Source organism: Kolteria novifilia, from assembly GCA_007748055.1.
GTDB classification, from domain to species: domain Bacteria; phylum Planctomycetota; class Planctomycetia; order Kolteriales; family Kolteriaceae; genus Kolteria; species Kolteria novifilia.
Genome location: CP036279.1, coordinates 2,520,113 through 2,545,629, shown reverse-complemented (window position 1 = coordinate 2,545,629; position 25,517 = coordinate 2,520,113). Strand labels below are relative to the sequence as shown.

Sequence of the window (25,517 nt, the reverse complement as noted above, 5' to 3'; positions counted from 1 at the left end):
CGAGACTCAGCCGACCGGCTTGCCGTGAAAGCGAACCAGGGCGGCGAAGCGGTAGATGCCGTGGACGAACTTGCAGTAAGGCATCAGCAGGAAGAATCCGAGGACGAAACCGAGATGGACGGCCAGGACGATTCCCATGGCCGAGGTCTCGCGAAGGGCAAGCAGAAGGAGCCCGGTCAGGCTGATAAAAAAGAGCAACGCCAGGAAGGCGTAGTCCATCCCGTAGTGCCGCAAGAGCATCGGCCGCGAGTCGCTCTGAAGCTTCACCCAAAGCAAACCGGGCGGTCCGATCAACAGGCCGAGTCCACCGAGCGAGCCAAAGACCACCGGCACGCTCAGAAGAGGATAGGGCGCCACCCAGCCCATCATGTGATCGTAGAAGGCGGCGACCGACGTCGAGACGAAACAGAAGAGAAACCCCCACATCGTGAACTGGTGGAAGACGCGGCGCTGGTTGGAATAGCTTTCGTCACGCGTGGTGCAACCTTCATTGTGACCGCCACCGAGGTTCTTGAGCGTCACGACATCCCACAGCGCCCGTAGCAGCGAGCCGATGCCGACCCGAACGCGCGAGGAACGCTGCGTCGAGAACCAAAACCGAACCACGCCGATAAACATCGCCAAGATGCTAAACCCGAACGTGCCGCCCGCCACGGCGATCATCACGTTCTGGCCAATGACCTCATAGAAGGAGCCGGCTTCGACGTGACTTGAAAACAACACGCTCGCGTCGCGAAGCACGATCACCAACACCAGGACCAGCGACAGCGAGAAGGCGGTCACCATGGAGACGGCCAAGCCGTTACGGCGAAGTAGCGTCGCGAGAAACCCGGGCCAAGCATACTTCTCGTAGGTCTCGACCCGAAGCGCGGTGAGGGACTGGGGCACGTTGAGGTCGATCAGGTGCGGCGGCGAGTAGGGGCAGACGTGAAAGCAAGCCGTGCAGTTGTGACAAAGGTTCGCCAGGTAGTCGAGTTCCGGTTCCGGAAACTCACGCTTGCGGACCATCGACTGAAACGTCGCGCAAAGCCCCTCGCAGTAGCGGCACGCGTTGCAGATCTGCATGACGCGACGCGCCTCGGTGACGGCGTCCGATTCACGGGCAGTCTCTCGCTCTAGTTCCGACAGCATGCTGCGTGCTCTCCAGCGATGCGACCAAAGACCGATCCTAGCGTCATCCCCGTCCCGGCGCAGTATCCCTGTCCCAGGATGTTGCCCGCCATCACCTCGCCTGTCGCGAAGACGTTGTCCGACGGGCTGCCATCGCCGAAGAGGACGCGTGCTTCGTCATTCACCTTGAGTCCAAGGTACGTGAACGTGATCCCGGGCTTCATCGGGTACGCGAAGTATGGGGGTGTGTCGAGCTTGAGCGCCCAGTGCGACTTCGGCGGATCGAGGGACCTCGTCGAGCAGTTGTCCAGGACCGCCTTGTCGAAGCTGCCGTCAACCACGGCGTGGTTGTATTCGGAAACGGTGTGAGCGAGTGCTTGCTCGTCGATGCCGATCTTGCGGGCGAGTTCCTCGATCGAGTCGGCGGAAATCGATGGAAAGACCGACGGCATGAAGTGATGCAGGACCTTCGAGTCGAGAATCGCGTAACCGATCTGATCGGGCTGCTGGGCCAGCAAACGCCCCCAGATGGCGTAGCGCTTCGGCCAGAAGTCCTCCCCTTCGTCGTAGAAGCGTCGTCCCAGGTTGTTGACGACGATGCTGAAGCAGACGCAGTCCAGTCGGGTCACGATGCCACCGTCGTACCTCGGCCCCCGGGCATCGACCGCAACGGCATGGCACTGAGACGGGTCGCCGACCGGATCGGCTCCTTTCGAAAGCAAATCCTTGAGCACCACACCGCGGTTGTAGGGAGTACCGCGAATGCAGAAGTTGTCGGCGGCGTCTCCCCACACCTCCTTCATCCACTGCTCGTTGGCTTGAAACCCGCCGCTGGCCACGACGATGGCACGGGCATTGATCGTGTAGGTGAATCCCCGATTGACGACGGTCGCCGACGTCGCGTGCCCATCAGTGATGTCGATCGCGGTGACTTGGCTGTCGTAGAAGATCTCAACACCGAGTCGTTCCGCGGTGAGGTACTCCGCGTTGAGCACCGCCTTGCCGCCACCCAGATAAAACGCATTGGTGCGTGTCAGGCTGAGCGTACCGCTGAGGGCCTGCTGATAGCGGACGCCCCGGGCGCTGAGCCAGTCGAGTAGTTCGCGACTCTTGCGGATCATCATCCGCGCAAGATGCTCGTTGGTATTGCCGCCGGTCACGCGTAGCAGGTCCTGCCAGAACTCTTCTTCGGAGTAGCTTTCGACCATGGTGGCGGTCGGTTCGTCGTGCATGACCCGGTGATCGCGTGTGTGCCGCGAGTTGCCGCCGCGCATCGACTTGTTGGCGTGTTCGAGCAACACCACATCGGCGCCGGCTTCACGAGCCGCGATGGCGGCACACATCCCGGCGTTGCCACCGCCGATGACCAAGACATCCGTACTCGCGGGAAGCATGAACAGCCTCGGGAGTTTCAAGTAGTCGGTTCGGTTAAGGGTGACTGTAACCGACTTGACCCGACGATCAATCAAGTTCGGTGGATACTTCTTCAGCGTCTCTGAAGCTTTATACGGGAGTACTGGGCAAGACGGTCAATGGAGAGCTGTTCGCGGAAGGAAGTGACGAAGAGCGTGACGCCACAAAAAAACCGGCCCGCGAGGGGGCCGGTTCTTCGGTTGTCGTTGCTCTAGCCGGAGGGCTTAGTTGTCGCGTGAGGCGATCTTGCGAGCGATGGCACGCTCGACCTCTTTGTCGAGGTCGCTGTACTGGACGTTGCGGTTGATCACCCGGCCGTCGGCGTCGATGAGGACGACGTAGGGAAGGCTGATCACGCCGTACTGAAGCGCGGGAGCACTCTCCATCGAACCCTTCTCGTAGATCTGCGGCCAAGTGTAGCCGTTCTTGCGAAGGTGGGCCATCGCTTGCGGGGCGGTCGCTTCGCCGTCGAGGCAAACGCCGACGATCTCGAGCCCGTCCTTGGCGTGCTTCTCGCGAAGTTTCTTGAGGTTGCCCATCTCCTTCATGCACGGATCACACCACGTCGCCCAGAAGCTGACGACGAGGATCTTGCCGCGGTAGCGACGGGTGTCGATCTGGCCACGCTGGTCGATCGAGTTGCCCGCGAGCATGAAGGGCTGGCCAACCGACTGCAAGCGGCGCAGAGCCCCTTCGGCCTTGGGCGTCGACTCGTCGTTGGGGAACTTCGTCAGCAGTTGACGATAGTAGTCGACCGCTTCTTCTTCCTTGTTGGTGAACTCCATGCCGTTGCCCAACTGCAACAGGGCGTCGGCGGCGTCGCCCGACTCCGGATAGTCCTTGTTGAACTTGGCCAGTCGGCTGAGATACTTCTCCTGGGCCTCGACATGTCCCTCTTCCTTCTGAAGAGCCAAGGCGTAGTCGGAGTTGATCGCCCGGTAAAGGAAGTACGCCGCCAGTCCCTTGCCCCAAGAGGTCTGATCGAAACGCTGGCCGTACTGCTCAAGCGTCGCGATGCCCTGCGGGTAGCCGCCGGTCTGGACCGCGGCGTTGAGGCTGTCGGCAGTCTGCTCGTACCAGTGCTCGCGATTCTTTAGCCGCGACGACTTGGCACCGATCTGAGCACAGATCTTCGCCCGTTCGATGTGGTACTTGACCATCGAGTTGACGCTCGAGGAGTTGGTCGGAGCACCGCGGTCGAGCTTCTCGAGTTCGCCGATGTACTCGCGAATTTGATCGTTCTCCTCGATGAACCCGGCGTCACCCTCGGGCGTCGGCGTCGACGCGATCGCTTGCTCGACGATGGTCGGAATGATCACCCCGGCGGCGTCGATCGGACGCTCGGCGTCGATCTCGGTCGGGATATCGGTGAGCTTCCAGGTATCGTTGACGCGAACGATTTCGGGAACGCGAAGCCAGATGCTGCGTCCACCGGCATCGGCGATGATCGTGCCGTTCTGGAACATGATCAGGTCTTGGCGCGAGCCGACCTCGTCGGAGGGAATGCTCATCGGCGAATGGCCGTCAAAGCGGGTCCACTCGAGGTTGGTGCCAATTGCGCCGGCGAGGGTGCGGAACTTGGCCGAGGCGCCGCGAAGCGACTCCTGGGCGCGACCGGCGGCCTGCTCTCCCAAGCCGACGGCACGGATGTCGGTCTCGGTGAAGAGAACGCGAGCCATGCGGTCAAAGTCACGGTTCTTGATCGCGGCGACCGCTTCGGCCGAGGCCTCCTGCGCGGAGATCCTCTTCCAACCGTCGATGCGACCATCCTCGTTGGAGTCGACGCCCCAACGACTTCCGGCGGTGTTGTACCAGTGGAAATCGTCGGCTTTGCCGTTTCCGTTGGTGTCGCTCTCGCGGTAGACTTCCTGTCCGTTCATGTAGTAGGACCAGCGGTCAACGACGTTGTCCCCGTTGGCATCGATGAAGCGGCGGATGACGAAGCCGCGATGGTCGTGAAGGACCCAGCCGCTCGGCTTCTTGAGGACCTGGAGCTTGCACTTGGTGCGGTTCTCGCCCTCGGGAATGTCGTAGACGATCCCCTCTTGTTTCGGTTGTAGCGCTAGAATCTGATCCACGCTCGGAGTTGCGGCGAGGACCGGCGATCCGCCGATCACTAGGCTGGCCAGCCCGACCAACGCCGCTGCTCGATGCCACGTCATGGAATTCCGTCTCCTCTTGCTCTCGTTGGTCCCGTGGAGCCTTTCCTTCGGCTCCCCATCCGTATCCCCGTGGTCGGTCGGACTAGTCGAACCATGCCAGTCAGGGTAGACTGCGCACTGGGGGACTAGTCTCGCAGGGGCATTTAGCGCCAATCGCCAAAACAGGAAAAGATCAGTTTTGCACGCTCAACGACCAGCCTCGCCCGTCCGCCGTCGGGCCCTCGGGCAATGGCGGACTTTTCTGCGGGAGTTTCGCGACAGTTTCGCCACCACCGGAGCGGTGTTGCCCAGCAGCCGCTACTTGGCGCGGTCGATCGCCAAGCTCGACGCCGACCTGCCGCCGCGAGCGCGACTTCTCGAGGCCGGCCCCGGAACGGGCGCCTTCACCGATGAGATGATCCGCCAACTCCGCCCCGGCGACGAGTTGGTTCTGGTGGAGATCAACCAGCGATTCGTCCACGTCCTCGAGGAACGGCTGCGCGAAGATCCCGCTTGGAGCCCGAAACGCGACCAGGTCCGCCTCGTCCATGGCTCGATCGAGGACTTGCCCTCCGAGGAGCGATTCCACGCGATCGTCTGTGGGCTCCCGTTCAACAACTTTCCTCCGGACCTGGTCGAGACCCTGGTCGGGCGGCTCGTCGAAGCCCTCGAGCCAGGGGGGACCTTTCGTTTCTTCGAGTACCTGTGGATCCGAACGCTCTCGTCCCCCTTCGTCGGATCGACGAAACGCGACCATCAGCGGTCGGTGGCGGAACGACTGGGCCGATTCCTGCAAGATTACGGCGTCGGCCGCCAGCAAGTCATTCTGAACATCCCCCCCGCCGTGGTCCATCGCCTCTGCCGCGATCGCGCCGGGGTCGGCTGACTTCCCCAAGTCGACTTCCCGAGGGTCGACTTCCCGAGGGTCGACTTCCCGAGGGTCGACTTCCCGAGGGTCGACTTCCCGAGGGTCGACTTCCCGAGGGTCGACTTCCCGAGGGTCGACTTCCCGAGGGTCGACTTCCCGAGGGTCGACTTCCCGAGGGTCGACTTCCCGAGGGTCGACTTCCCGAGGGTCGACTTCCCGAGGGTCGACTTCCCGAGGGTCGACTTCCCGAGGGTCGACTTCCCGAGGTCTGAGGCTCCGACATGCTTCGCAAGATCGTCAGTGGTGGGCAGACGGGCGTCGATCGAGCCGCCCTCGAGGCCGCGATCGCTCTGAACATCGCCCACGGCGGTTGGTGTCCCAAGGGACGCCGGGCGGAAGACGGCACCGTGCCGAGCCGCTACGAACTGGTCGAAGCCGATTCCCGGGACTACGCGGTGCGGACCGAGCGGAACGTGGTCGACAGCGACGGGACGCTCATCGTCGCACCAGGCGAACTGTCGGGCGGGACGGCGCTGACCGCCAAGCTCTGCCGAAATCACGAGAAACCATTGCTGGTGTTGTCGCTCGAGGAACCCGCCGCGGGAGAGCGTTTCCCCACCTGGCTTGCCGAGTCGTCGATCGAGGTCCTCAACGTCGCCGGTCCCCGCGAGAGCGAGGTCGAAGGCGAAAGTCTGCAAGTCCGCGCGGAAGCCTTTCTGGTGGGGCTCCTGGCACGAGTCGTCTAGCCGTCCTTGCCTGTACTTTGTTTCGGCAAGGGATGACCCTTGAAGAACGCCCACATGAGGTCGTTGGCGGAGATCTCCCGCGAGGTCTTGCCGAGGATCTTCGCGTCGCGCGTCCCGCCGGGCCACGAGTGCCCGCCACCTTCGATGCGATAGAGAATCACGTCTCCATCGCCCTTCTTCGGGACGTAGATGAAGCGGGTGACTCGGGTTCCGTCGTCGACGCGATCGGGGAGCTTCGTCTCGGTCGGTTTTCGCTCGCAATCGTTGCGCTCGACCCAAAGCGCGATCGTGTCGTCCACCGACCGCAGTCCCGCGAGCCGCGAGAGCTTGTTCTTCGAGACGTCGTAGGGAGCGAAGTGGTCCTTGGTCCCGTGGAAGTGCATCACCGGCACCGGCCTACCGGGCGGACACTCGTCCGTCACGATCGGACCGGAAACGGGGGCGATCGCGGCGATCCGCTCGGGGAGTTCGCACGCCAAGCGGTAGGACATCATCGCCCCGTTGGAGATTCCCGTCGCGTAGATCCTGCGAGGGTCGACGCTCACGCGCTGGGCGAGCCGATCGAGCAGCGTCTCGACGAACCCGACGTCGTCGATCCCTTCCTTCGATGCATGACCGCAGCAGCGGCCCGCGTTCCAGGTGCCGACCCACGGCGTCCGTCCCGTGCCGTTGGGGTAGGCGACAATGAATCCTTCCTTGTCCGCCTTCGCGTTGAACTCCGTCAGGTTCGCCATGATGTGGGCGTTGGTCGCGGCGCCGTGAAAGGCCAGGACCAGCGGCAGCGGCTGGCCCTTCTTCGCTTGCGGCGGGACATGAACCAGCGCGAACCGCTTGCGGCCATCGACGCTGACGTCGAATCGATGATCGCCCGGCCCGAGGGCTTCCTCGGCCAAGAGCACCAGCAGCGCGAGGAGCAACACCGTCCTACTCCTCGACGGCCGAAAGTGCGGGTTGGCCACGCTCGGCGCGGATGCGGTCGACTTCCACCATCACCTCGTCGGTCAACTGGATGTGCTCCTCGACCGCGAAATACTCGACGAAGTAGGCGTAGAAAACGAACAAATAGGTCACGGCCGGGGCGACCCAGTGGAGCCAGAGGGGCCAGACCTTGGTGTGCGTCCCCGCTCCGGTCGCGATCGTCGCCACGACCAGCAGAATGCTCGGCACGATCACCATCATCGAACGCGTTCGGCAGGAACGACTCCGCATGGTGAAACGAGGATCGAGCGCGTAAGCCTCGGCGGTCTCCCGCACCCAACGATTGGTCCCGAGAAAGTACGTCATCACCAGGCAATTGACCAGCATCGTGAAGAGCGCGGTGAAGATGCCGAGCGGCAAATGATAGAGAAACGCTCCATCGCCGAGATGGTTCGCGTCGACCGGCGGCTGGCTCAACAGCCCGAGGAAGGCGGTGATGGCGACGAGCAGGAAATTGGTCGCGCCAAGCACCAAAATCACGTGGTTCATGGAGGCTCCGAATTCAGAAACGGTGATGAGGTTTATCTTATAGGCTGCCGCCGCTTCGCGCAGGGGACGTTGACGGCCGGTTTGGTCGGCTTTACAACGTTGGCTTGGGCAACGTTTCCTTCGGGGTTGTCGATCGTCTCGCCCGCTCGCCGGCGGCGTCACGGTTCGATCGTTGCCGCGAGACACAACCACCACGCTCGCTCACGAGCGACGGATCCTCACGAAAGGAATCCCCCGACGCGGCAATCGTGGAAGTCGCTGGATGCAACCCGAAGGGCCGCACCGACTTGGTGTTCGTCCGCGGCGTCAGTCGAGACCTCCCACAAACGTCGGCTTCCTTGGATGAGCTGGAGTCATTCCCATGCGCGTCGGCATCGTCGGTTACTCACAGAGTGGTAAATCGACCCTCTTTCAAGCCCTGACCGGAGTCGCCCCCGACCCCGCGGCGGCCCTCAAAGGACAAATCGGCATCGCCAAGGTCGGCGATGATCGCCTCGATTTTCTCACCGGGATGTTCAAGCCGAAGAAGACCACGCCCGCGACCGTCGAGTTCATCGACACCCCCGGGCTGATCCCTGGCCAGAAGGCCGACAATCCCCAGCGGATCGCCACGCTTCGCGGCGCCGACGGGCTGCTCGCGGTCCTCAACGGTTTTTCCGACCCGAAGGAGCCGGCCGCGCAGCTCGAATCGTTCCGCGACGAACTCCTCTTCGCCGACCTTGAGGTCGTCACCAACCGACTCACCAAACTCGAAGCCCAGGGCAAACGCCCCAAATCGGCCGCCGATCGCGAACGCGACGACAAGGAGATCGAGGAACTCAAGGCGGTCGCCGAGAGGCTCGAGTCGGGACAATCGATCGCCGGCATGGAGTTCTCCGAGGAGACCGGAAAGATCATCCGCGGTTTCCAGCTCTTCTCGCTCAAGCCCGAGATCGTGGTCCTCAACTGCTCCGAGGACACGATCGGCGAACCGCCGTTGGACGGCTTGAAGGATCTGTGTAACGGTCCGACCGGCGTCGCGGCCAAGCTGGAACTCGATCTCGCCGAGCTCGATGGCGAGGAGCGCGCGACCTTCATGGAAGAGCTGGGCGTGACGGAACTCGCCAAGGACAAGCTGATTCGCGCGGCCTACGACATCCTCGGGCTGATTTCCTTCTTCACCGTCGGCGAGGACGAGTGCAAAGCCTGGACGATCGACCGAGGCACCACCGCGGTCGACGCGGCCGGCAAGATCCACAGCGACATCGCCCGCGGTTTCATCCGGGCCGAACTCTGCAACTACGCCGACTTGGTCGAGTGCGGGTCGATGAAGGAGGTCAAGGCCAAGGGCCTACAGCGTCTCGAAGGCAAGGAATACATCGTCGCCGACGGCGACATCATCAACTTCCGCTTCAACGTGTAGGCTCCAAGTCCCCCATTGAACGGGCCGTTGGCCCGTTGCGGAACGACGTTGAACCGAAGTTCCCCTCTCCCCGTGGGAGAGGGGTTAGGGGTGAGGGGGCTTTCTTCCGACCAAACGCCTTGCAGGTCCGGGCGTTTAATCTCCCTCACCCGTCTCGCTTTCGCTCGCCGACCTCTCCCCAAGGAGAGGTGAGGCATACCTGACCCGTAGACCTTGATGGCCCACTGCAACCGAGCCGTGTCAGGCAATGCCCTGACCTACTTGGTCTGTCGACCCGTCAGAGCCTATTGTTCCCCTCTCCCCGTGGGAGGAGAGCCTTTGATTCCCTCTCCCCGTGGGAGGAGAGCCTTTGATTCCCCTCTCCCCGTGGGAGAGGGGTTAGGGGTGAGGGGGCTTTCTTCCGACCAAATTCCTTGCAGGTCCGGGCGTTTAATCTCCCTCACCCGTCTCGCTTTCGCTCGCCGACCTCTCCCCAAGGAGAGGTGAGGCATACCTGACGTAGGTGCTGACATCTCAACGTCGTCGGACGACGTTCAATTGACGCCGAAACCGTCGAGCTTCGGGGCGACGTTCTCGATCTCGGAGGTGCGAAAGACGACCTCGCCGTCGGGGCCGATGATCAGGTACTGCGGCAGCCCCTCGAATTTGAACTTTTCCTGAACCTTTGCGATCGAGGCATCGATGAGGAGGTTCTTAAGTTCGCTCTCCTGCTCCGCCAGGAACTCCTGCGCTTCCTCTTGTTGATCGGTGTCGTCAAAGTTGGCGGTCACGAAGACCAGTTTCTCGCCCGCCTTCTTGTTCGCCAACTCCATGTACTTGGGAAACTTCTGCCGACACTGGATGCACCACAGCGCCCACGCATCGATGACCACGTACTTGCCCTTGTGGGAGGCGAGGAACTGGTCGAACTCCTTCTCGTTGACGACTTGGAGCACAACGTCCGCCGGCTTGGACGCGGCCTTTCCCTTCTCCGCGCTGGAGTCGGTCGCTTTGGGTTTGGTCGCGGGAGGCGCGGTCTTCGAGGCATCTCCGGGGGGCATCTTCGTCGTCGCGACGGGCGCCGGCGGCGCGAGCGTCGGTCGATCGGCCGCGGGGATCGAAGACGCCTTCTCTTCCTTCTTGGGGGCGACCGCCTCGTCCTTCGCCGGAGCCTTCACGGTCCCAGCCTCGTTCGGCTTTTGAGCGGCCGGCTCACTCTTTCCACATGCGGAAAGTGAAAGGAGCACCAGCCCGGAAATGAGGATTCGAACGTTTCTGATCATCAGTGATCTCACTCATAACGAATGGAACAGCCAGTGGCACGGGTCTTGGCGACCGGCACCTCCTTGCCTGACAACAACGCCTCGACGGCGTCGACGACATACTCTTTGGTCACTCGCTCCGGCTTGCGGGCATCGTCAAACGACCCGACGTAAGCGATCTTACGATCCTTGTCGAGCACGTAGAGATGCGGAGTCACCTTCGCTCCAAAGGCCCTGCCGACCGATTGGCTCGCATCGTGCAAATAGGGGAAGGCGAAGCCCTGCGCCTTCGCGCGTTCCTTCATTGCCGGCAACAAGTCGTCCTCGTCGAGGTTGCAATTGATCGCCACGAACTCGACACCCCGATCGGCGTACTTCTTGGCGAATGTCGAAAAGCGTTCCTCGTAGGACTGGGCAAAGGGGCAGGTGTTGCACGTGAACGCGACGACGACGACCTTCGCGTCGTCCAAATCGGCGAGGGAATGCTTGGCGCCATCGATGCCGGGCAATTCCTTCCACGTCGGTGCCGCGGTGCCCGGTCCGAGCGGTGTGACGGCGGCGTGGGCGATCAGGACAAAGGCGAGCGGCAGCGACAACGCCCACAGCGCGACGCGCGAGAACGATTTGGCTGGCCCCATTTGGGAATGCATCGATCAAACCTCCATGAAACAAGAGGGAGTCGTCCTGGCTCGTCTCTGGCAGGTCTCCAGCAAGCGGAGTCGATCCTCTTCAAGTCCCGAGGAACGGAGTGCTGGGCAATCGAGCGTGCATCATCCCATCCCCATTCCCTTCGACGTATCGTACCAAGCCGGCGACGAACCGCCAGTTCGGTTGTACGAGGCGGCGGGGTCCGGAGTTCGACGAACCAACTTGCATGTGGGGCTGAAACGAGCGAGACTCAGAGGGAGGATGCTCCCGAGTTCCGAGATGGCGGGAGGAGCGTTCCCACGGCCACACGCCGACGAGTTTTCCGACGGCGTCGAAGGGTCTCTTTCGTCACTCCCCATCGACCATCAGCAATTCCACGAGCGAAGGATTCCATGGACTACCGACGACGCGACCGATTCCCTCGGGGAAGCTGGCCGAACTGGATCGGGCCGCTCTTGGCGATTGGATTCATCATCGTCTCGATCCAGTTGATCATCAGCGTCTCCCGCCCGAAGACCGTCGACTACAGCGAGTTCCGTAAACTCGTCTCCGACGGCAAGGTCGAGGAAGTGACGATCGGGCCCTCCGAGATCAACGGCGTGCTCAAACCGACCCAGTCCAAAGAGCCGGAGGAGGATCGGGAGTTTCGCACCGCCCGCGGCAGCATCGAAGAGGACGACGGCCTACTCCCCCTGCTCGACGCTCACGACGTCAAGTACAGCTCGACCGAGGAACCCAACCCGCTGCGGACCGTCTTTCTCTGGTTTCTCCCCACCGTCGCGATCGTCGTGCTGCTGTACTTTCTGCTCATCCGACGACTCGGCGGCAGCTCGGCGATGACCTTCGGCAGAAGTCGCGCCAAACTCTACGCTCAGGAGGACGTCGATGTCTCCTTCGACGACGTCGCGGGCATTGACGAGGCGGTCGAGGAACTGCGCGAAGTGGTCGACTTTCTACGGACCCCGGAGAAGTACCAAGCGATGGGTGGGCGCATCCCGCGCGGCGTCCTTTTGGTGGGAATGCCGGGCACCGGCAAGACCCTCCTCGCTCGCGCGGTCGCCGGGGAAGCCGGCGTCTCCTTCTTCAGCCTGAGCGGTTCGGACTTCGTCGAGATGTTCGTCGGCGTCGGGGCGGCCCGGGTTCGCGACCTCTTCGGGCAGGCCCAGCAGCGCGCTCCGTGCATCATCTTCGTCGATGAGCTCGACGCGCTCGGCAAGACACGCTCCTCCGGCTGGACCGGCGGTCACGAGGAACGCGAGCAGACGCTCAACCAGCTTCTCGTCGAAATTGACGGCTTCGACTCCAATCGAGGCGTCATCATCATGGCGGCGACCAACCGCCCCGAGACGCTCGATCCGGCCCTGATGCGACCCGGACGATTCGATCGCCACGTCGTCGTCGACCGTCCCGACATCAACGGTCGCGAGGCGATCCTGAAGGTTCACGCTCGCCACGTGAAGATCGACGACGACCTCGACATGCGCGCGATCGCCGCGTTGACTCCGGGATTCGTCGGCGCGGATCTGGCCAATCTCGTCAACGAGTCGGCCCTGCTGGCGGCGCGTGAAGGCAGCACGCGGGTTCAGCGGACTCACTTCGAGGAGGCGATCGAGCGCGGTGTCGCCGGCCTGATGCGCAAGCAACGCGTCATGATGCCCGAGGAGAAGCGACGCATCGCCTACCACGAATGCGGCCACGCGATCGTCGCGTACCTGATCCCCGGCGCCGACCCGGTGCACAAGATTTCGATCATTCCACGCGGCTTCGGAGCGCTCGGCTACACGCTCCAGCGACCACTCGACGATCGCTACCTGGCGACGCAGACGCAACTCGAGAACCGGATCTGCACGCTGCTCGGCGGAATGATCGCCGAAGAGATCGTCTTCCCGGACGTCTCCACGGGCGCCCAGAACGACCTTCAACAACTCACGCAGATCGCACGACAGATGGTTCAGCTCTACGGCATGAGTCCGCGGGTGGGACGGATCGCGTTCAGCGACGAGGATTCGCCCTTTCTTGGCCCCGGGTCGCAAAGTTATGCTCGGGAGTTCAGCGAAGTGACCGCCCGCGAGATCGACGAGGAGGTGAAGCGGATCGTCGATACGGCCGCGACCTTCGTGCGCGATATCCTAACTGAGCATCGCGACGCGCTCGAGAAACTCTCCGCACGGGTCCTGGAAAAGGAAGTGCTCGACGCCGAGGAGCTCAAGGAGGTGATGGACGCGGCCTCCCCCCGGTTGGTACCGGGAAGCGAACGTTCGGACTACCATCCCCACCTCCTCGACGACAACACCGACGAGCAGCGACGCCAAGCCGAAGGAGACTCATGAGATCTCCATCCCGCCGCCCTGGCATCGGCAACCGGGCATCGGGTGCCCGGAGATCGGGTGCCATGCTCACGCTCGCGTGGGCATGCTGAAAAGACCAACGCTTGCGTGGGAATCTCCCTCTCCAGAGGATGCCCCCAACAGGACACGAACCGTTTTCGTCGCCTCGTGGAGAAAGTAAGGATCGATGAACGTCAGGATCAAGTACTGCCAACCCTGCGGCTACCGCCGTTATGCCGAGGAACTTGCCGGACACTACCCGGACGCGGAGTTGTCGTTCGTTCCCGGGTTCTTTGGAGTGTTTAAGGTCTGGATTGATGACCGGCTCGTCTTCGATCGATATCAAACGGGAGGGGTATTGGGACGAGTCGGCCTCAATCGCTTACCAACGCCCGCCGAGATCCACGATCACATCCGCCGCGAACTCGAGGTGGCGGGCTAGCGGCCCGATTGAACTAGTCGTCGCCGGGAGCGAGTAGTCGTTCCAACTTGTCGGGATTGCGCTGGATAAAGATCGACTGGATCACCCCCTCCTCGATCGCGAACTGGTAGGCCGACGGGGCCTGTCCCTCGGCGAGCACCAACAAGCCCGGGGCGCCGTTAAACCAGGTCTGCTTGAGCTGAATTCCGCCCACTTTGGCATAAAAACGGCGCAAACTGAGGAAGAATCGCTCCACTTTGTCCCTTCCTTGGAGCGGTTTGAGCACGGCCGAAACCTTTCCGCCCCCATCCGAGAGGACGACGACATCCTCGGCCAGGACCGCTCGCAACCCCTCGACGTCACCCGATTCGATCGCCGAGAAGAACGCTCCGCTGAGTCGTTCGACCTCCTCGGGCGAACTTTCGACGCGCTGATGGTCACCGCGCAAGTGCCTCCGCGCCCGCACCGCAAGCTGCCGACAGTGGGCGGCCTTGAGCTCGAGCGTCTTGGCGACCTCCCCGAAGTCGAAACCAAAGACGTCGTGGAGGATGAACGCCGCCCGCTCCGGCGCGGTGAGCCGTTCCATCGCGATCATCAACGCGAGCGAAATCGATTCGTCCAACTCCGCTCGATTGCGCTCGTCCATCATCGGCTCGGGCAGCCATTGGCCATGATACCGCTCCCGTTTGACCGCCACGGATTTGAGCCGATCGAGACACAATCGCGTGCAGACCGTCGTCAACCAAGCCCGGGGAGCGTCGAGAACGGGCTCCCCGGCGCCGTGCCAACGCAGATAGGCCTCCTGGAGGACGTCCTCCGCTTCGCCCACCGAGCCGAGCATGCGGTAACACAAGCCGAGCAAGTACGGCCGATGTTCCTCGATCACGTCCGCGAATGAGACTTCTCTCACCATCTCAGAAGTCCAGGGTCGGCAATTGGCAGGACTGAGCCATCATCAGGCCCCGTTTGAGCGTCGGATACATCCGAACCATCGCGGCGTGAAGGGCGAGTTCCGCGAACGCCTCTCTCCCGTAGCGCTGCTTGATTCGCTGGGCACATGCCGGATCGGGAGGCTCGTGACGCGTGATCGACGAAACATGCTCCCAAACGTCCCGAAGCGGTTCGGAAAGTTTCTCCGGCGACTCGAGCAAGAGGGCGAGCGTCTCCCGGTGAACGCCGGCCTGAACCGCCATTCTTAGGTTTAGTTGCAAGCACGTCCCACAGTCCTCGATCATCATCACCGTGATGCCCGCGACGTGAAAGGCCTCGACCGGCAATTCCCTACGGTATTTGGCCGCGTCCTCGGCCTTGGCGAAGGTCGCGAACGCCTCGGGCGACGATTCGAGCAATTCCACCATGTAGCCCGCATCGTAATCGTACGCCTGTTGAAACGCGTGAATCTCGTCAAGATAGGTCGACGTGGTCGTCATGATCGCTCTCCTTGTTTCCTTGCGTGGTCGCTCTCCTCCCATCTGACGAATCGGGGCGACAGGTTGTGACAATCGGGGAGCGATTTTCAAACGATGCGGGTCGACCGCCGCGACGAGGTGGGAGTAGCTATCGGTTCTTTCAGCGACCTCCGGTAGACTGTGGCCAGGGGAGCATCCTCCCTCGCGGCACCAATCCGCATTCCCAAGCAAGCAGCACGAAGCCCTACGGCGTTTATCCAACGCTGGACCGGCTACCCGACCTTCGGCACATGGCGGGAGTCGATGGCGGGGCGAGTGAGCGACATCTCGTCCTGGCGAGCGATGACACGTCAAGAGGCCGTGGAATGGCTTCAAGCCAAGCTGCGAGGCGAAGAGCCAACCCTCCCAGGTCGCCACAGTCACCCCCAAGCGTGTTACGGTCCTCCCTTCACGCGGTTGCCAGCGAATCCGTCTTGCATCAACTTGAACCCTCTCCTAGATTCCCGAGGAACAATCGGCGGAACGCCTCCTCTTTGGAGACCCTGAGCGGGGAAGGAATTGGCGTTCACGCGCGTGCGGGAAAGGATTGTCCGTGACTTACACCGTTGCTGAACTCGCCGAGCATGTGGGCGGCACCGCCCATGGGGACGTGACCCGAACGATTCGCGACGCGCTTCCACTCGAGGAAGTGACCGGCGACGCGATCACGTTCGTGACCGACCTGAAGAAGCTCGCCCGTCTGGAAGCGATGGACGCGGGAGCGGTGCTGCTGAACGAGAAACTCCCCCTTCCCGCCCAGATCCCCGCCATCGTCGTCGGCAACCCGCTCGAAGCCACCCTCAAGATCGTGACCCTGCTGCGTCCCTCGAGCGCCCCCTTGCCGCGAAAGATCGATCCGCGCGCGGCCATCGATCCCTCCGCGGAGATCGGTGACGACTGCCACATTGGACCCTTCGCCGTCATCGAGGCGGGCGTCCGCATCGGCGACCGTTGCACCATCCACGCTCACGCCGTGATTCGCAATGACTGCCAACTTGGTGACAACGTCGAGGTTCATCCGCACGCGGTCCTCTACCCCGAGACGAGCCTCGCGGATCACTGCATCATTCACGCCGGCGCGGTGATCGGCTGTGACGGGTTCGGTTACAAGCGGACCGCCGAGGGACACAAGAAGGTTCCCCAGCTCGGACGCGTCGAGATCGCCGCCGACGTCGAAATCGGCGCTTGCTCGACCGTCGACCGAGCGACGATCGGCACGACCCGTGTCGGCGAGGGGACCAAGATCGACAACCAAGTCATGATCGCGCACAACTGCCAGATCGGACCGCGCAACATCATCGTCAGCCAGGTTGGCATCGCGGGTTCGTCCTCCACCGGCTGCGACGTCGTCATCGCCGGGCAAGCGGCGTTGGTCGATCACGTCAACGTGGGCGATGGATCGGTTGTCGGTGCGGGCTGTGCGGTGATTCGCGACGTCCCCGCGGGAGAGCGGGTGCTGGGCGTTCCGGCCCGTCCCGAACGCGAGGCGAAGCGACACTTCCTCACGCTCGAGAAGATCGTCAGCCGCTTCCCGGAAATCATTCGGGAGTTCGACAACTTCAAGAAGCAACTGGGTGGCGATTCGTCCAAACGAAAAGCCGGCTAGTGCCCTTCGGTCCAACGAAGATCGTGCACTGGTCTATGGAGACTTGGAGTGAGTCGAGTCAAGGCCCGTGGGAATTGAGGCGAGAGAGCGGGAATCCTGAATCGAAACCGCGTGGCACCGGCCACGCGAGGGGAACCATCGGGGAATGCTGGAAACGAAACTCGCCGACAAGCCGCGCTTTTCGGATCGCGTGGGGCTCCTCGCCGGCGCTGGCCGATTCCCCTTTCACTTTGCGGATGCGGCCCGCGAACAGGGCATCGAGGTCGTCTGCGTCGGCGTTCGGGACCACGTCGATCCGGCGCTTCGCGACCACGTCGATCGCTACTACGAAGTCGGCCTGGGCAAACTGGGCGGCGCGATTCGTTGCTTCAAGGGTGAAGCTATCACCTGGGCGGTGATGGCAGGGAAAATTCACAAGGTGATGATGTTCTCCCCCATGCCACTGCTTCGCATGTTGCCCGACTGGCGAACCATCCGTTGGTGGCTCGCCCGCAAGGGCAGCGACAACAAAGACGACACGCTGCTGCTCAGCATCATTCGCGAGTTCCAGAAGGACGGCATCGAGTTCGCCTCGGCCCTCGAAGTCTGCCCCGAATTGCTCGCCGATGTCGGCACCTTCACGCGGCGTCAACCGACCGAATCGCAAGCTCGCGACATCGCCTTCGGATGGACGCTCGCGCGCGAGATGGGACGGCTCGATGTCGGCCAGAGCGTGGTGGTCAAGAATGCCGCCGCCATCGCGATCGAAGCAATTGAGGGAACCGACCGAGCGATCGCGCGCGCCGGGCAACTCTGCCGGGCGGGAGGCTTCACCGTCGTCAAGGTCGCCAAACCCTTGCAGGACATGCGTTTCGACGTCCCCACCGTCGGCGTCCAAACGATCGTGGGAATGGCCAAAGCGGGCGGTTCGGTCCTGGCGATCGAGGCTCACCGAACGATCCTCATCGACCGCGAGGAGACAATCCAACTCGCCAACCGTCACGGCATCGCCATCGTCTCACTCACTGGCGAAGAAGCTGCGAAGACCGATCCGATGGTCGCGTAGTACGCTGGGTTTACTCCTAGCCTCCGTCTCAAAGCTCGGCTCTGGCTTCGACTCGCTGCATCGGCACGGGACTTTGTCGGGCTGCATCGATTGGCTGAGTCTCGGGCCGACGACCTACATTTGAAACGAAGCCTAGCGTGCCACGGGCTGCTCGCCAGCCAGTGATACGAAGAGAAGGGTCTTGTCAACCGTCCCTTTCATCCGAAACCAAGCAGTCGTCACTGGTCGCTAGCCGGCGGGAAGCTCCGCTCGACGGTACCGTCGAGGCTCAGCAGATCGATGACCGGCCGTCCCTTCTCCATCCAAACCCGAAGCCGAGTCGTTCCCGGCGGGTCGCAAAGAAAGAGCCCCGGGTTCTTCGGATCCCCATCGAGCATCACGAGCAGTTCGCCATCGGGGGAACGCAAGCCGAGCCCCGGGCCGTTGCTTCCGACCTCGAGGATCGCGCGCACATTCTGTTTCTCGTCGAAGAGTTGCAGCGCCCGTCCCGCCGCCCCACCGAGCTGCGCGATCACTTGGCCGCGATCGTCCCGGAGCGTCAGCCCCTCTTGAGTCGACGTCGGTCTCATCCACAACACGCTCACCGCGATCACCACCGCGAAGGCCCCGGCGATGACGAAGCCGATGAGCGCGTTGAGTCGATTCTCGAGTCGTTTGATGCGAAGGTCGGAGTCCATGGTCGGCGTTCCTCGGTCCCAGGCAATCGGAGGTGTTCTCCGCTCATCATAGAATCGGACGTCCGGAAACGCCCGCCGTTGGTGAATGGAGAACTACGAGAGGTCGCCGCTGGAGGTGGCGTCGCGGTAAAAGCGAACACGAGTTGGAGAAGAGCTGCGTTGAACGCGAACGTTTCTTGGACAAGACGCGCGGAGAAGAGCCCCAACTGGGGGCCTTTTCGCTCCGACAAATCGGGGCTTCTGTCCCGATGGTCTCCTCTTCCCTCAGTCCTGCTCCCCTGTCGTCAGCTTGCTTGCTGGTAGGCGGGGAAGTCGACGTAGCCCTCGGCGTCGAAGGAGTACCAAGCGGACATCTCGGCCTCGGGGGCGAGCGGCCAGCCGTTGCGGAAACGCTCGACGAGGTCGGGATTGCTGATGAAGGGTCGCCCGAACGCGATCAGGTCGGCTTGCCCCTCCTTGATCGCCGCGTTGGCCGACTCCATCGTGTAGCCGCAGTTGCCCATCAAGGGGCCCTTGAAGAACTCGCGTGACTCGGCGAGCGTCATCGGTTCGCCCAACTCGTGAAACCCGAACGCGAGCCCGTCGACGACGTGCAAGTACGCCAAACCGTAGTCGTTCAAGCGCGACATCGCGTAGCGGAAGGTCTCGCGGAAGTCGATCGATCCCATGTCGTTGAAGTTGCCATTGGGCGAGAGACGCGCCCCGACGCGATTGGCGGGAAAGACCGTTTGGACCGCCTCGACGATCTCGCTCAGGAAGCGGAAGCGGTTCTCGATGCCGCCGCCGTACAGGTCGTTCCGCTGATTGGTCTTCGACTGAAGAAACTGATCGATGAGATAGCCGTTGGCGCTGTGGATCTCGACACCGTCGAAGCCGGCCGCTTTGGCGCGCTGGGCGGCCTTGCGGTAGTCGTCGACCACGCCGGGAACCTCGTCGGTCGCGAGCGCGCGCGGCGTCTCATAGGACTGTTTTCCCGTCGGCGTGTGAATGTACTCGCCGTTGAGCTTGACCGCGGAGGCCGAGACCGGGGGCGCGCCGTCGTGGAAGCTGCTGTGCGACGCCCGTCCACAGTGCCACAGTTGCAGGAAGATCGGTGTCCCCTTGGCGTGGACCGAGTCGACGACTTGCTTCCAACCCTCGGTCTGAACATCGGAGTAGATGCCCGGCGAATTCAACCAGCCGATCCCCTGTTGGGAGACGACGGTCGCCTCGGTGATGATGAGCCCGGCACCGGCCCGCTGCGTGTAGTACTCGGTCATAAGTCCGTTGGGAATCCGCTCGACGCCCGCTCTCGCGCGCGTCAGCGGCGCCATGACCACGCGACTGTCCAGGTTGATTCCTCCCAGATCGAAGCCTGAGAGCAGTTGCTCGTTTTCCGCCATCTCTGTTCCACTCCTCGCCTAGTTCCGGATGTGCTCGATCGAGAACGTGTTCCCACCAGTCGGCTGGGTTGCCTCACGTTCTGTTGCTAGAGTGTAGGCACCTTGGTATCATTTGGGTACTAGGCACTTTTTTGTTATGTAGTTACCTTTTGGAAACTATCGCCGACGCAACAACCAGAACGTTGTTCGCGGGGATGGTCGGGTGGAGCCGATGCCAACGAGAACATGTGCTGAATCGAGTTGTCCAATCTCCGATGTCTTGAGCGTGATCGGGGGACGATGGAAGGTTCATCTGCTCTGGTACGTGCTCGAGGGGCCGGTCCGGTTCAACCAGTTCCGGCGCAAGATGCCGGGGATCAGCCAGAAGATGCTCACGCAGCAGTTGCGGGAGCTGGTCCGCGATGGACTCGTCGCTCGTAAGCAGTTTCCCGAGATCCCCCCGCGGGTCGAGTACTCGATGACGCCCCTTGGGCGAACGCTCGAACCAACGCTCCGGTCCATTCATGACTGGGGAAACAAGCACTGGTCGGAAGTCGAAGAAGCACGATCGGCGATGATGTCGAAGGCATGACACCGGACGTCGCCTCCCCACCCTCCCTCCTGGCTCCTTCCAACGATCCATGAAGTTTCGATGAGCCTCGCGGATGACCAGGGCCGCACTCGAGGCGAAGGTCTATCTTGGACGGCGGTTTCACTACCCCCGCACAAGAGGACCTACTCATGAGAGAATCGCTCCTAGCCTTGGTGGGCGTCGTGCTGCTCGCCCAGGGAAGTGTCGCGGCCGACAACCTTCAGTACTTCGAAATGACCGAGGATCACTGGGGGGAGCCGATTGTGGTGTCGCTCTATGCTCCCGACAAGAAGACCGCGGAGGTCGCCACACGCGCGGCGTTCGAGCGGATTCGGGCACTCGCGGGCCGCTACAGCGAGCGAGTTCCCGAAAGCGACGTCTCGAAGCTCAACAAGGCGGCCGGAGACAAACCGGTGACGGTCGACGAGTCGGTCTATCAAGCGATTGACCATGGCCAGAAGATGGGTCGCCGCACCAACGGCGCCTTCGACATCACCGGCGGACCGCTGGTGGCGCTCTGGGCCGATGACAAGGAGCCGACCGAGAAAGAGGTCGCCGAGGCGAAGAAGCAGATCGGTCACGACAAGATCGTCCTCGATCCGCAAGCGACGAGCGTCCATTTGCCGGCGAAGGGGATGCGGGTCGATCTCAACGGGATGATCAAGGGCCACATCGCCGACGAGGCGCTGCGCGCGATGCAGACGCATGGGATCCGCCAAGCGAGCCTGCAGATCGGTCGTGACGTGGTGGTTGGGGAAGCTCCTCCGGGCGCTGACGGTTGGGTCTTCACCATCGAGCCGGCCGCCGGTGAAGCGGCTCCGACGGAAGTCGCGATCAAGAACACCGCCCTGGCAACGTCGGGCGATCTGATCATCGATCCGCGGACGGGCAAGCAAATCGAGGGCGTTCAGGTCTCCGTCATCGCCAAGCACGCGATGACCGCCGACGCCCTGGCGACGGTGATCCCGGTCCTTGGCCCGCGGAAGGGTTTGGATCTGGTCGAGTCGACGCCCTTCGCCGCCGCGAAGATCACGGTCGAGGAACCCGATGGCAAGGTCCAGGTGATCACTTCCCGCCGCTGGAAAGAGGCGAAGGGCGAGTAGTCCTCCGAGGTCGATCGACGAGCGAGAATCGCTCCACCTTCTGGTCACTTGGCACTGGCTGACAAGCAGCCAGTGGCATCCGAGGAATAGTCATCAAAGGTCGTTTGTCGATCCCCTCACCCCCGATCCCTAGGAGAACAAAAGTCTCTCTCTCCCGCAGGGTGAGGAGAACAAGAGGCTCTCTCTCTCAGAGGAACTCGGGATGCCGTCACGACCCCATTTCGAACGGGCGAGTGGACGCAAAGATGCTGTCGCAGGCCCCTCTTCCCACGGAAGAGGGATGGGTGCTTGCCTCACAGCGTCAACTGCTTGGCGATGGCCTTGATCGAGTAGACGGGAATGACCAGACTGCTGGTCCCGTCGAAGGATTCGAAGTAGATGAAGTCGACGCCGATCTTCTTGACGGTGTAGCCGACGGCGATGTTGTCGGCGGCCTGGACGATGAGGTAGCTCGAGTCGGCGTCCTTGATCTCGACCGAGTCCCCGACGCGGAGCACATCGGCGAAGCGCGAAAGGGCCGGCTCCGGCGCCGACCGCGATCCCTCGGCGACGACGAGCACCACGACCGCGGCCAACAGCGCCCCGGCCATTCCCATGCGTGTTGTCGAACTCTTCACGGTCGCTCTCCTACGCTATTCGTTGATGTTGACCCTCGGCGGCTTTCTACGATCCGCGTTCGTCGGCGGGGAGTCCCCGTCGCTGCCCAGTCGTCCGAAACCATCCTAGTTTCACAACTGTCGACGCCCTCGGAGGCGTGCCCAACCGGAAATTCTCGCCAAGGAGTTCGGGCCTCGCTCGGGTTTCCCGTCTGATCGGACTCCTCAAGTTTGTGCGGATCGCTAGAATTGCCCCATTGTGTTTTGAGGGATCAGAGCGTGGTGCGAGAGAGGCCACGATTTGTGGCTTGCTGATCGTGAGCGGCGCCCACACATGGAGGGACAGCGTGGCCGGCGAAGCTATACGCCCCTTTTACCTGGGGATCGACATACGTGGAGCTTCGGCCCATGCAGGAGTGGTCGACGATACGGGCAAAGCGATTGGAAGTGTCGCGAACCCGACGCATGCCGAACGCGGTTCCGAACAGGGCGTCTTGCAGATCTGCCGGACCGCTCGCGAAGCGGTGATGGCGTCGGCGTTGACGCTCGATGATATCGAGGCGGTCGGGATTTGCTGTCGCGGCCCGCTCGACCTCACCGAACAGATTCTGCTCAGTCCTCCCAACTTACCCGGATGGCTGAATTTGCCGCTTCCGCAACTGGTCGGCGAACAGCTCGGCGTTCGCGCGGTGCTGCAAAATGACGCCAACGCGGTCGCCTTCGCGGAGCACTGGGTCGGAGCCGGCCAAGGAGCGAACAGTCTCGCGCTCTTCACGCTCGGGTCGTCGATTGGCTGTGGAATACTCCTACGCGGGCAACTGCTCGAGGGAGCGCACAGTCACGCCGGCGAAGCCGGGCACTTGCGGATCGCCCTGGAGCAGCCGCGACGAAACACGACGGGGCTCTTTGGTTCGCTCGAGGCGTACGCCAGCGCGACCGCGATGGTCGATCGGACCCGCGAGGCCCTGGTCGCCGGGGAGTCCTCGGAGTTGCTCGACGCAACCGATCGAGGGGAAAAGTTGACGGCGGCGTTCATTTTCGAACGGGCCACCGCTGGCGACGCGCTGTGTGAACGAATCGTCGACGAAACGGCCTTTTACCTCGCCGTCGGCGCCGTCAACGTGATGCATTTGGTGGACCCAGAGGTCGTCCTCTTTAGCGGCGCCATGACCGATGCGGGCCCAGGTTTCCTAGAAAAGATCCGATCATGCGTGCGTGAGAACGCCCTGCCGATCCTCGCCGACGCGACTCGGATAGACTACGCCTCGCTCGGCAGTGATGCCGGCTTCATTGGAGCTGCTGGATGCGCCCGGAAAATATTCGCAACTTCTCCATCGTAGCCCACATCGATCACGGAAAGAGTACGCTCGCCGACCGGATCCTGTTGCAGACAGGGGCGATCAGCGAACGGGAGTTCCGTGACCAGGTCCTCGACGACATGGACCTCGAACGCGAACGTGGGATCACCATCAAGGCCCGCGCCGTCGCGATCCGTTACCAGCGCGACAACGAGGAGTACGAACTCAACCTGATCGATACGCCGGGCCACGTCGACTTCCATTACGAGGTCTCGCGGAGTCTCGCCGCGTGCGAGGGAGCCCTACTGCTCGTCGACGCCACCCAAGGTGTCCAGGCCCAGACCGTCGCCAACGCCTACCTCGCCCTCGACGGCGATTTGGCGATCATCCCCGTCGTCAACAAAATCGACATGGCCGCCGCCCGTCCCGAGGAAGTCGCCGAGGAAATGGACAGCACCTTCGGCTTCACGCCCGAGGAGTGCCTGCCCTGTAGCGCCAAGACCGGAATGGGCGTCGATCGCATCATCGACGCGATCATCGAGCAGGTTCCTCCGCCGCCGGGCAACCCCGACGACAAGCTGCGAGCGCTCATTTTCGACAGTCACTTCGACGAGTTCCGTGGCGTGATCATCTACGTCCGGTTGATCGACGGCGAGTTGCGCAAGGGCCAACGGGTCAAGATGCTCTCGACCAACGCGACCTACGACGTCACCGAACTCGGGCAGTTCCGCCCGCAGCGCCGTGCCGTCGACTCGCTCTCGGCCGGCCAGGTCGGCTACGTCATCGCCAGCATCAAGGATCTGAGGGACATCCACATCGGCGACACCGTGACCGACGCCGCCAATCCCTCCGCGGACCGGCTTCCGGGTTACGAGGAACCCAAGCCGATGGTCTACTGCGGCATTTTTCCCACCGACAACGACGACTACGACGATCTGCGCCAGGCGCTGCTCAAGCTCAGTCTCAACGACTCGAGCTTCTCCTTCGAACCGGAATCGAACGAGGGGCTCGGCTTCGGCTTTCGCTGCGGCTTCCTCGGCATGCTCCACATGGAGATCATCGCCCAGCGACTCGAACGCGAGGAGGACATCGACCTCGTTCAGACCGCCCCGAGTGTCACCTACGAGCTCGGGCTGCGCGACGAAACGACGATCTCGATCAACAGTCCCGACAAGGTGCCCGATCCGTCGACGATCGAGTCCTGGAGCGAGCCGATCGCCAAGGTCAGCTTCATCACGCCGAGCGATTCGATCGGTCCGATCATGCAGCTCTGCCAAGACCGCCGCGGCAAGTACCTCCGGACCGAGTACCTCAGCCAGTCGCGAACGATTCTCGTCTACGAGCTTCCGCTCGCGGAACTGATCGTCGATGTCTACGACCGCCTCAAGTCGATCACGCGCGGCTACGGAACCCTCGACTACGAAATCATCGGCTTCCAGAAGGCCGATCTCGTCAAGATGGACGTCATGGTCGCCAGCGAGAAGGTCGACGCCCTCTCGACGATCGTCCATCGCGAATTCGCGATGAAGCGCGGCCGACGACTGGTGCAGAAGCTCAAGCAAGAGATTGAGCGCCACATGTTCCCGATCGCCGTCCAGGCCGCGATCGGCGGCAAGATCATCGCGCGCGAAACGATCTCCGCCCTACGCAAGAACGTGACCGCGAAGTGCTACGGCGGCGATATCTCCCGGAAACGCAAGCTGCTCGAGAAGCAAAAGGAGGGCAAGAAGCGGATGAAGCAGTTCGGACGCGTTGAAATCCCTCAAAAGGCCTTCCTCGCGGTGCTGCAGATGGAGTCGGAGTAGCCCCGGCGCCGGTTCGATTCTCACGCGATTCCAGAGACCGGCGTTGGTTCTCTCGGACCGCCAACGGCTACAATGGCAGAGAGTCCTTGGGAACCGGAATCGGTCTTCTCATTGACCACCCCGCACGAAAACGAGATGCTGACAGACGCATCGCGGACGGGACGACGAATCATCCATCAACGAACGCCGTCAACGTGTTGGT

General features: G+C 62.5%; 23 protein-coding genes. 11 read left to right on the top strand and 12 right to left on the bottom strand.

Features of this window, described 5'->3' with window-relative positions; translation table 11 throughout:
* Positions 1 to 6: 6 nt before the first annotated feature.
* The 3 genes from tcuB to Pan216_RS09405 all read right to left on the bottom strand — a co-directional run bounded on the left by tcuB (position 7) and on the right by Pan216_RS09405 (position 4,685).
* Positions 7 to 1,131 (bottom strand): tricarballylate utilization 4Fe-4S protein TcuB, encoded by a 1,125-nt coding sequence (gene tcuB, locus Pan216_RS09415; RefSeq protein WP_145257748.1) that lies wholly within the window; start codon positions 1,129 to 1,131, stop codon positions 7 to 9.
* Positions 1,116 to 2,504: an FAD-dependent tricarballylate dehydrogenase TcuA gene (gene tcuA / locus Pan216_RS09410; RefSeq protein ID WP_145257747.1), complete on the bottom strand. Its 1,389-nt coding sequence runs from the start codon at positions 2,502 to 2,504 to the stop codon at positions 1,116 to 1,118. Before tcuA ends, tcuB begins: the two co-directional genes overlap by 16 nt.
* Positions 2,505 to 2,747: 243 nt before the next feature.
* Positions 2,748 to 4,685: a redoxin family protein gene (locus Pan216_RS09405; protein WP_145257746.1), complete on the bottom strand. Its 1,938-nt coding sequence runs from the start codon at positions 4,683 to 4,685 to the stop codon at positions 2,748 to 2,750.
* A 178-nt stretch (positions 4,686 to 4,863) separates the two neighbouring features.
* On the opposite strand from Pan216_RS09405, the gene Pan216_RS09400 reads away from it, so the two are divergent.
* Entirely contained in the window at positions 4,864 to 5,550 is a 687-nt protein-coding gene (locus Pan216_RS09400) for a class I SAM-dependent methyltransferase (protein ID WP_145257745.1), read from the top strand.
* A 263-nt stretch (positions 5,551 to 5,813) separates the two neighbouring features.
* Entirely contained in the window at positions 5,814 to 6,278 is a 465-nt protein-coding gene (locus tag Pan216_RS09390; protein ID WP_145257744.1) for a putative molybdenum carrier protein, read from the top strand.
* On the opposite strand, the gene Pan216_RS09385 is transcribed toward Pan216_RS09390, so the two are convergent.
* Positions 6,275 to 7,198 carry an extracellular catalytic domain type 1 short-chain-length polyhydroxyalkanoate depolymerase gene (locus Pan216_RS09385; RefSeq protein WP_419193451.1) on the bottom strand — a complete coding sequence of 308 codons (924 nt, stop codon included), beginning with the start codon at positions 7,196 to 7,198 and terminating at the stop codon, positions 6,275 to 6,277. The two genes, Pan216_RS09390 and Pan216_RS09385, sit on opposite strands and share 4 nt — an antisense overlap.
* Positions 7,199 to 7,202: 4 nt before the next feature.
* Positions 7,203 to 7,745, bottom strand: a complete 543-nt coding sequence (locus Pan216_RS09380) for a hypothetical protein (protein ID WP_145257742.1) — start codon at positions 7,743 to 7,745, stop codon at positions 7,203 to 7,205.
* 361 nt (positions 7,746 to 8,106) lie between these two features.
* Here Pan216_RS09380 and Pan216_RS09375 point away from each other — a divergent pair, with 361 nt between their 5' ends.
* The gene (locus Pan216_RS09375; RefSeq protein WP_145257741.1) at positions 8,107 to 9,147 is read left to right on the top strand and encodes a DUF933 domain-containing protein; all 1,041 of its coding nucleotides are present in this window, start codon (positions 8,107 to 8,109) and stop codon (positions 9,145 to 9,147) included.
* 533 nt (positions 9,148 to 9,680) lie between these two features.
* On the opposite strand, the gene Pan216_RS09370 is transcribed toward Pan216_RS09375, so the two are convergent.
* Both Pan216_RS09370 and Pan216_RS09365 read right to left on the bottom strand, forming a co-directional pair.
* Positions 9,681 to 10,409 carry a TlpA family protein disulfide reductase gene (locus tag Pan216_RS09370; protein WP_145257740.1) on the bottom strand — a complete coding sequence of 243 codons (729 nt, stop codon included), beginning with the start codon at positions 10,407 to 10,409 and terminating at the stop codon, positions 9,681 to 9,683.
* Positions 10,410 to 10,417: 8 nt separating this feature from the next.
* Positions 10,418 to 11,038, bottom strand: coding sequence for a thioredoxin family protein (locus Pan216_RS09365; RefSeq protein ID WP_145257739.1), 621 nt, complete (start codon positions 11,036 to 11,038; stop codon positions 10,418 to 10,420).
* 390 nt (positions 11,039 to 11,428) lie between these two features.
* Here Pan216_RS09365 and ftsH point away from each other — a divergent pair, with 390 nt between their 5' ends.
* Together ftsH and Pan216_RS09355 are read left to right on the top strand one after the other, a co-directional pair.
* Positions 11,429 to 13,366 carry an ATP-dependent zinc metalloprotease FtsH gene (gene ftsH, locus Pan216_RS09360; protein WP_419193450.1) on the top strand — a complete coding sequence of 646 codons (1,938 nt, stop codon included), beginning with the start codon at positions 11,429 to 11,431 and terminating at the stop codon, positions 13,364 to 13,366.
* Positions 13,367 to 13,550: 184 nt separating this feature from the next.
* Positions 13,551 to 13,805 (top strand): Rdx family protein, encoded by a 255-nt coding sequence (locus Pan216_RS09355; protein WP_145257738.1) that lies wholly within the window; start codon positions 13,551 to 13,553, stop codon positions 13,803 to 13,805.
* Between the two features lie 13 nt (positions 13,806 to 13,818).
* Here the strand turns inward: Pan216_RS09355 and sigJ are convergent, their stop codons facing one another.
* Positions 13,819 to 14,697: an RNA polymerase sigma factor SigJ gene (gene sigJ, locus Pan216_RS09350; protein WP_145257737.1), complete on the bottom strand. Its 879-nt coding sequence runs from the start codon at positions 14,695 to 14,697 to the stop codon at positions 13,819 to 13,821.
* Position 14,698: 1 nt separating this feature from the next.
* A complete protein-coding gene (locus Pan216_RS09345) occupies positions 14,699 to 15,214 on the bottom strand; it encodes a carboxymuconolactone decarboxylase family protein (protein WP_419193449.1) in 516 nt (171 codons plus the stop codon).
* Between the two features lie 571 nt (positions 15,215 to 15,785).
* Here Pan216_RS09345 and lpxD point away from each other — a divergent pair.
* Complete coding sequence (lpxD, locus tag Pan216_RS09340; RefSeq protein WP_419193448.1) at positions 15,786 to 16,838, top strand: UDP-3-O-(3-hydroxymyristoyl)glucosamine N-acyltransferase; 1,053 nt, start codon at positions 15,786 to 15,788, stop codon at positions 16,836 to 16,838.
* 145 nt (positions 16,839 to 16,983) lie between these two features.
* Positions 16,984 to 17,883 (top strand): LpxI family protein, encoded by a 900-nt coding sequence (locus tag Pan216_RS09335; protein WP_145257734.1) that lies wholly within the window; start codon positions 16,984 to 16,986, stop codon positions 17,881 to 17,883.
* Positions 17,884 to 18,101: 218 nt separating this feature from the next.
* Here the strand turns inward: Pan216_RS09335 and Pan216_RS09330 are convergent, their stop codons facing one another.
* Both Pan216_RS09330 and Pan216_RS09325 read right to left on the bottom strand, forming a co-directional pair.
* Positions 18,102 to 18,560 (bottom strand): hypothetical protein, encoded by a 459-nt coding sequence (locus tag Pan216_RS09330; protein WP_145257733.1) that lies wholly within the window; start codon positions 18,558 to 18,560, stop codon positions 18,102 to 18,104.
* Between the two features lie 284 nt (positions 18,561 to 18,844).
* Positions 18,845 to 19,942: an alkene reductase gene (locus Pan216_RS09325; RefSeq protein ID WP_145257732.1), complete on the bottom strand. Its 1,098-nt coding sequence runs from the start codon at positions 19,940 to 19,942 to the stop codon at positions 18,845 to 18,847.
* 211 nt (positions 19,943 to 20,153) lie between these two features.
* Between Pan216_RS09325 and Pan216_RS09320 the strand changes: the two genes are divergently transcribed.
* On the top strand, positions 20,154 to 20,513 hold the full coding sequence (locus tag Pan216_RS09320) for a winged helix-turn-helix transcriptional regulator (protein ID WP_145257731.1): 360 nt from the start codon (positions 20,154 to 20,156) through the stop codon (positions 20,511 to 20,513).
* Between the two features lie 149 nt (positions 20,514 to 20,662).
* A complete protein-coding gene (locus Pan216_RS09315; RefSeq protein ID WP_145257730.1) occupies positions 20,663 to 21,616 on the top strand; it encodes an FAD:protein FMN transferase in 954 nt (317 codons plus the stop codon).
* A 293-nt stretch (positions 21,617 to 21,909) separates the two neighbouring features.
* Here Pan216_RS09315 and Pan216_RS09310 read toward each other — a convergent pair whose 3' ends face one another.
* Positions 21,910 to 22,233 (bottom strand): hypothetical protein, encoded by a 324-nt coding sequence (locus Pan216_RS09310; RefSeq protein ID WP_145257729.1) that lies wholly within the window; start codon positions 22,231 to 22,233, stop codon positions 21,910 to 21,912.
* Positions 22,234 to 22,559: 326 nt separating this feature from the next.
* Between Pan216_RS09310 and Pan216_RS09305 the strand changes: the two genes are divergently transcribed.
* Together Pan216_RS09305 and lepA are read left to right on the top strand one after the other, a co-directional pair.
* A complete protein-coding gene (locus Pan216_RS09305; protein WP_145257728.1) occupies positions 22,560 to 23,552 on the top strand; it encodes an ROK family protein in 993 nt (330 codons plus the stop codon).
* On the top strand, positions 23,516 to 25,315 hold the full coding sequence (lepA, locus tag Pan216_RS09300; protein WP_145257727.1) for a translation elongation factor 4: 1,800 nt from the start codon (positions 23,516 to 23,518) through the stop codon (positions 25,313 to 25,315). The genes Pan216_RS09305 and lepA overlap by 37 nt, the downstream gene beginning before the upstream one ends.
* Positions 25,316 to 25,517 lie beyond the last annotated feature (202 nt).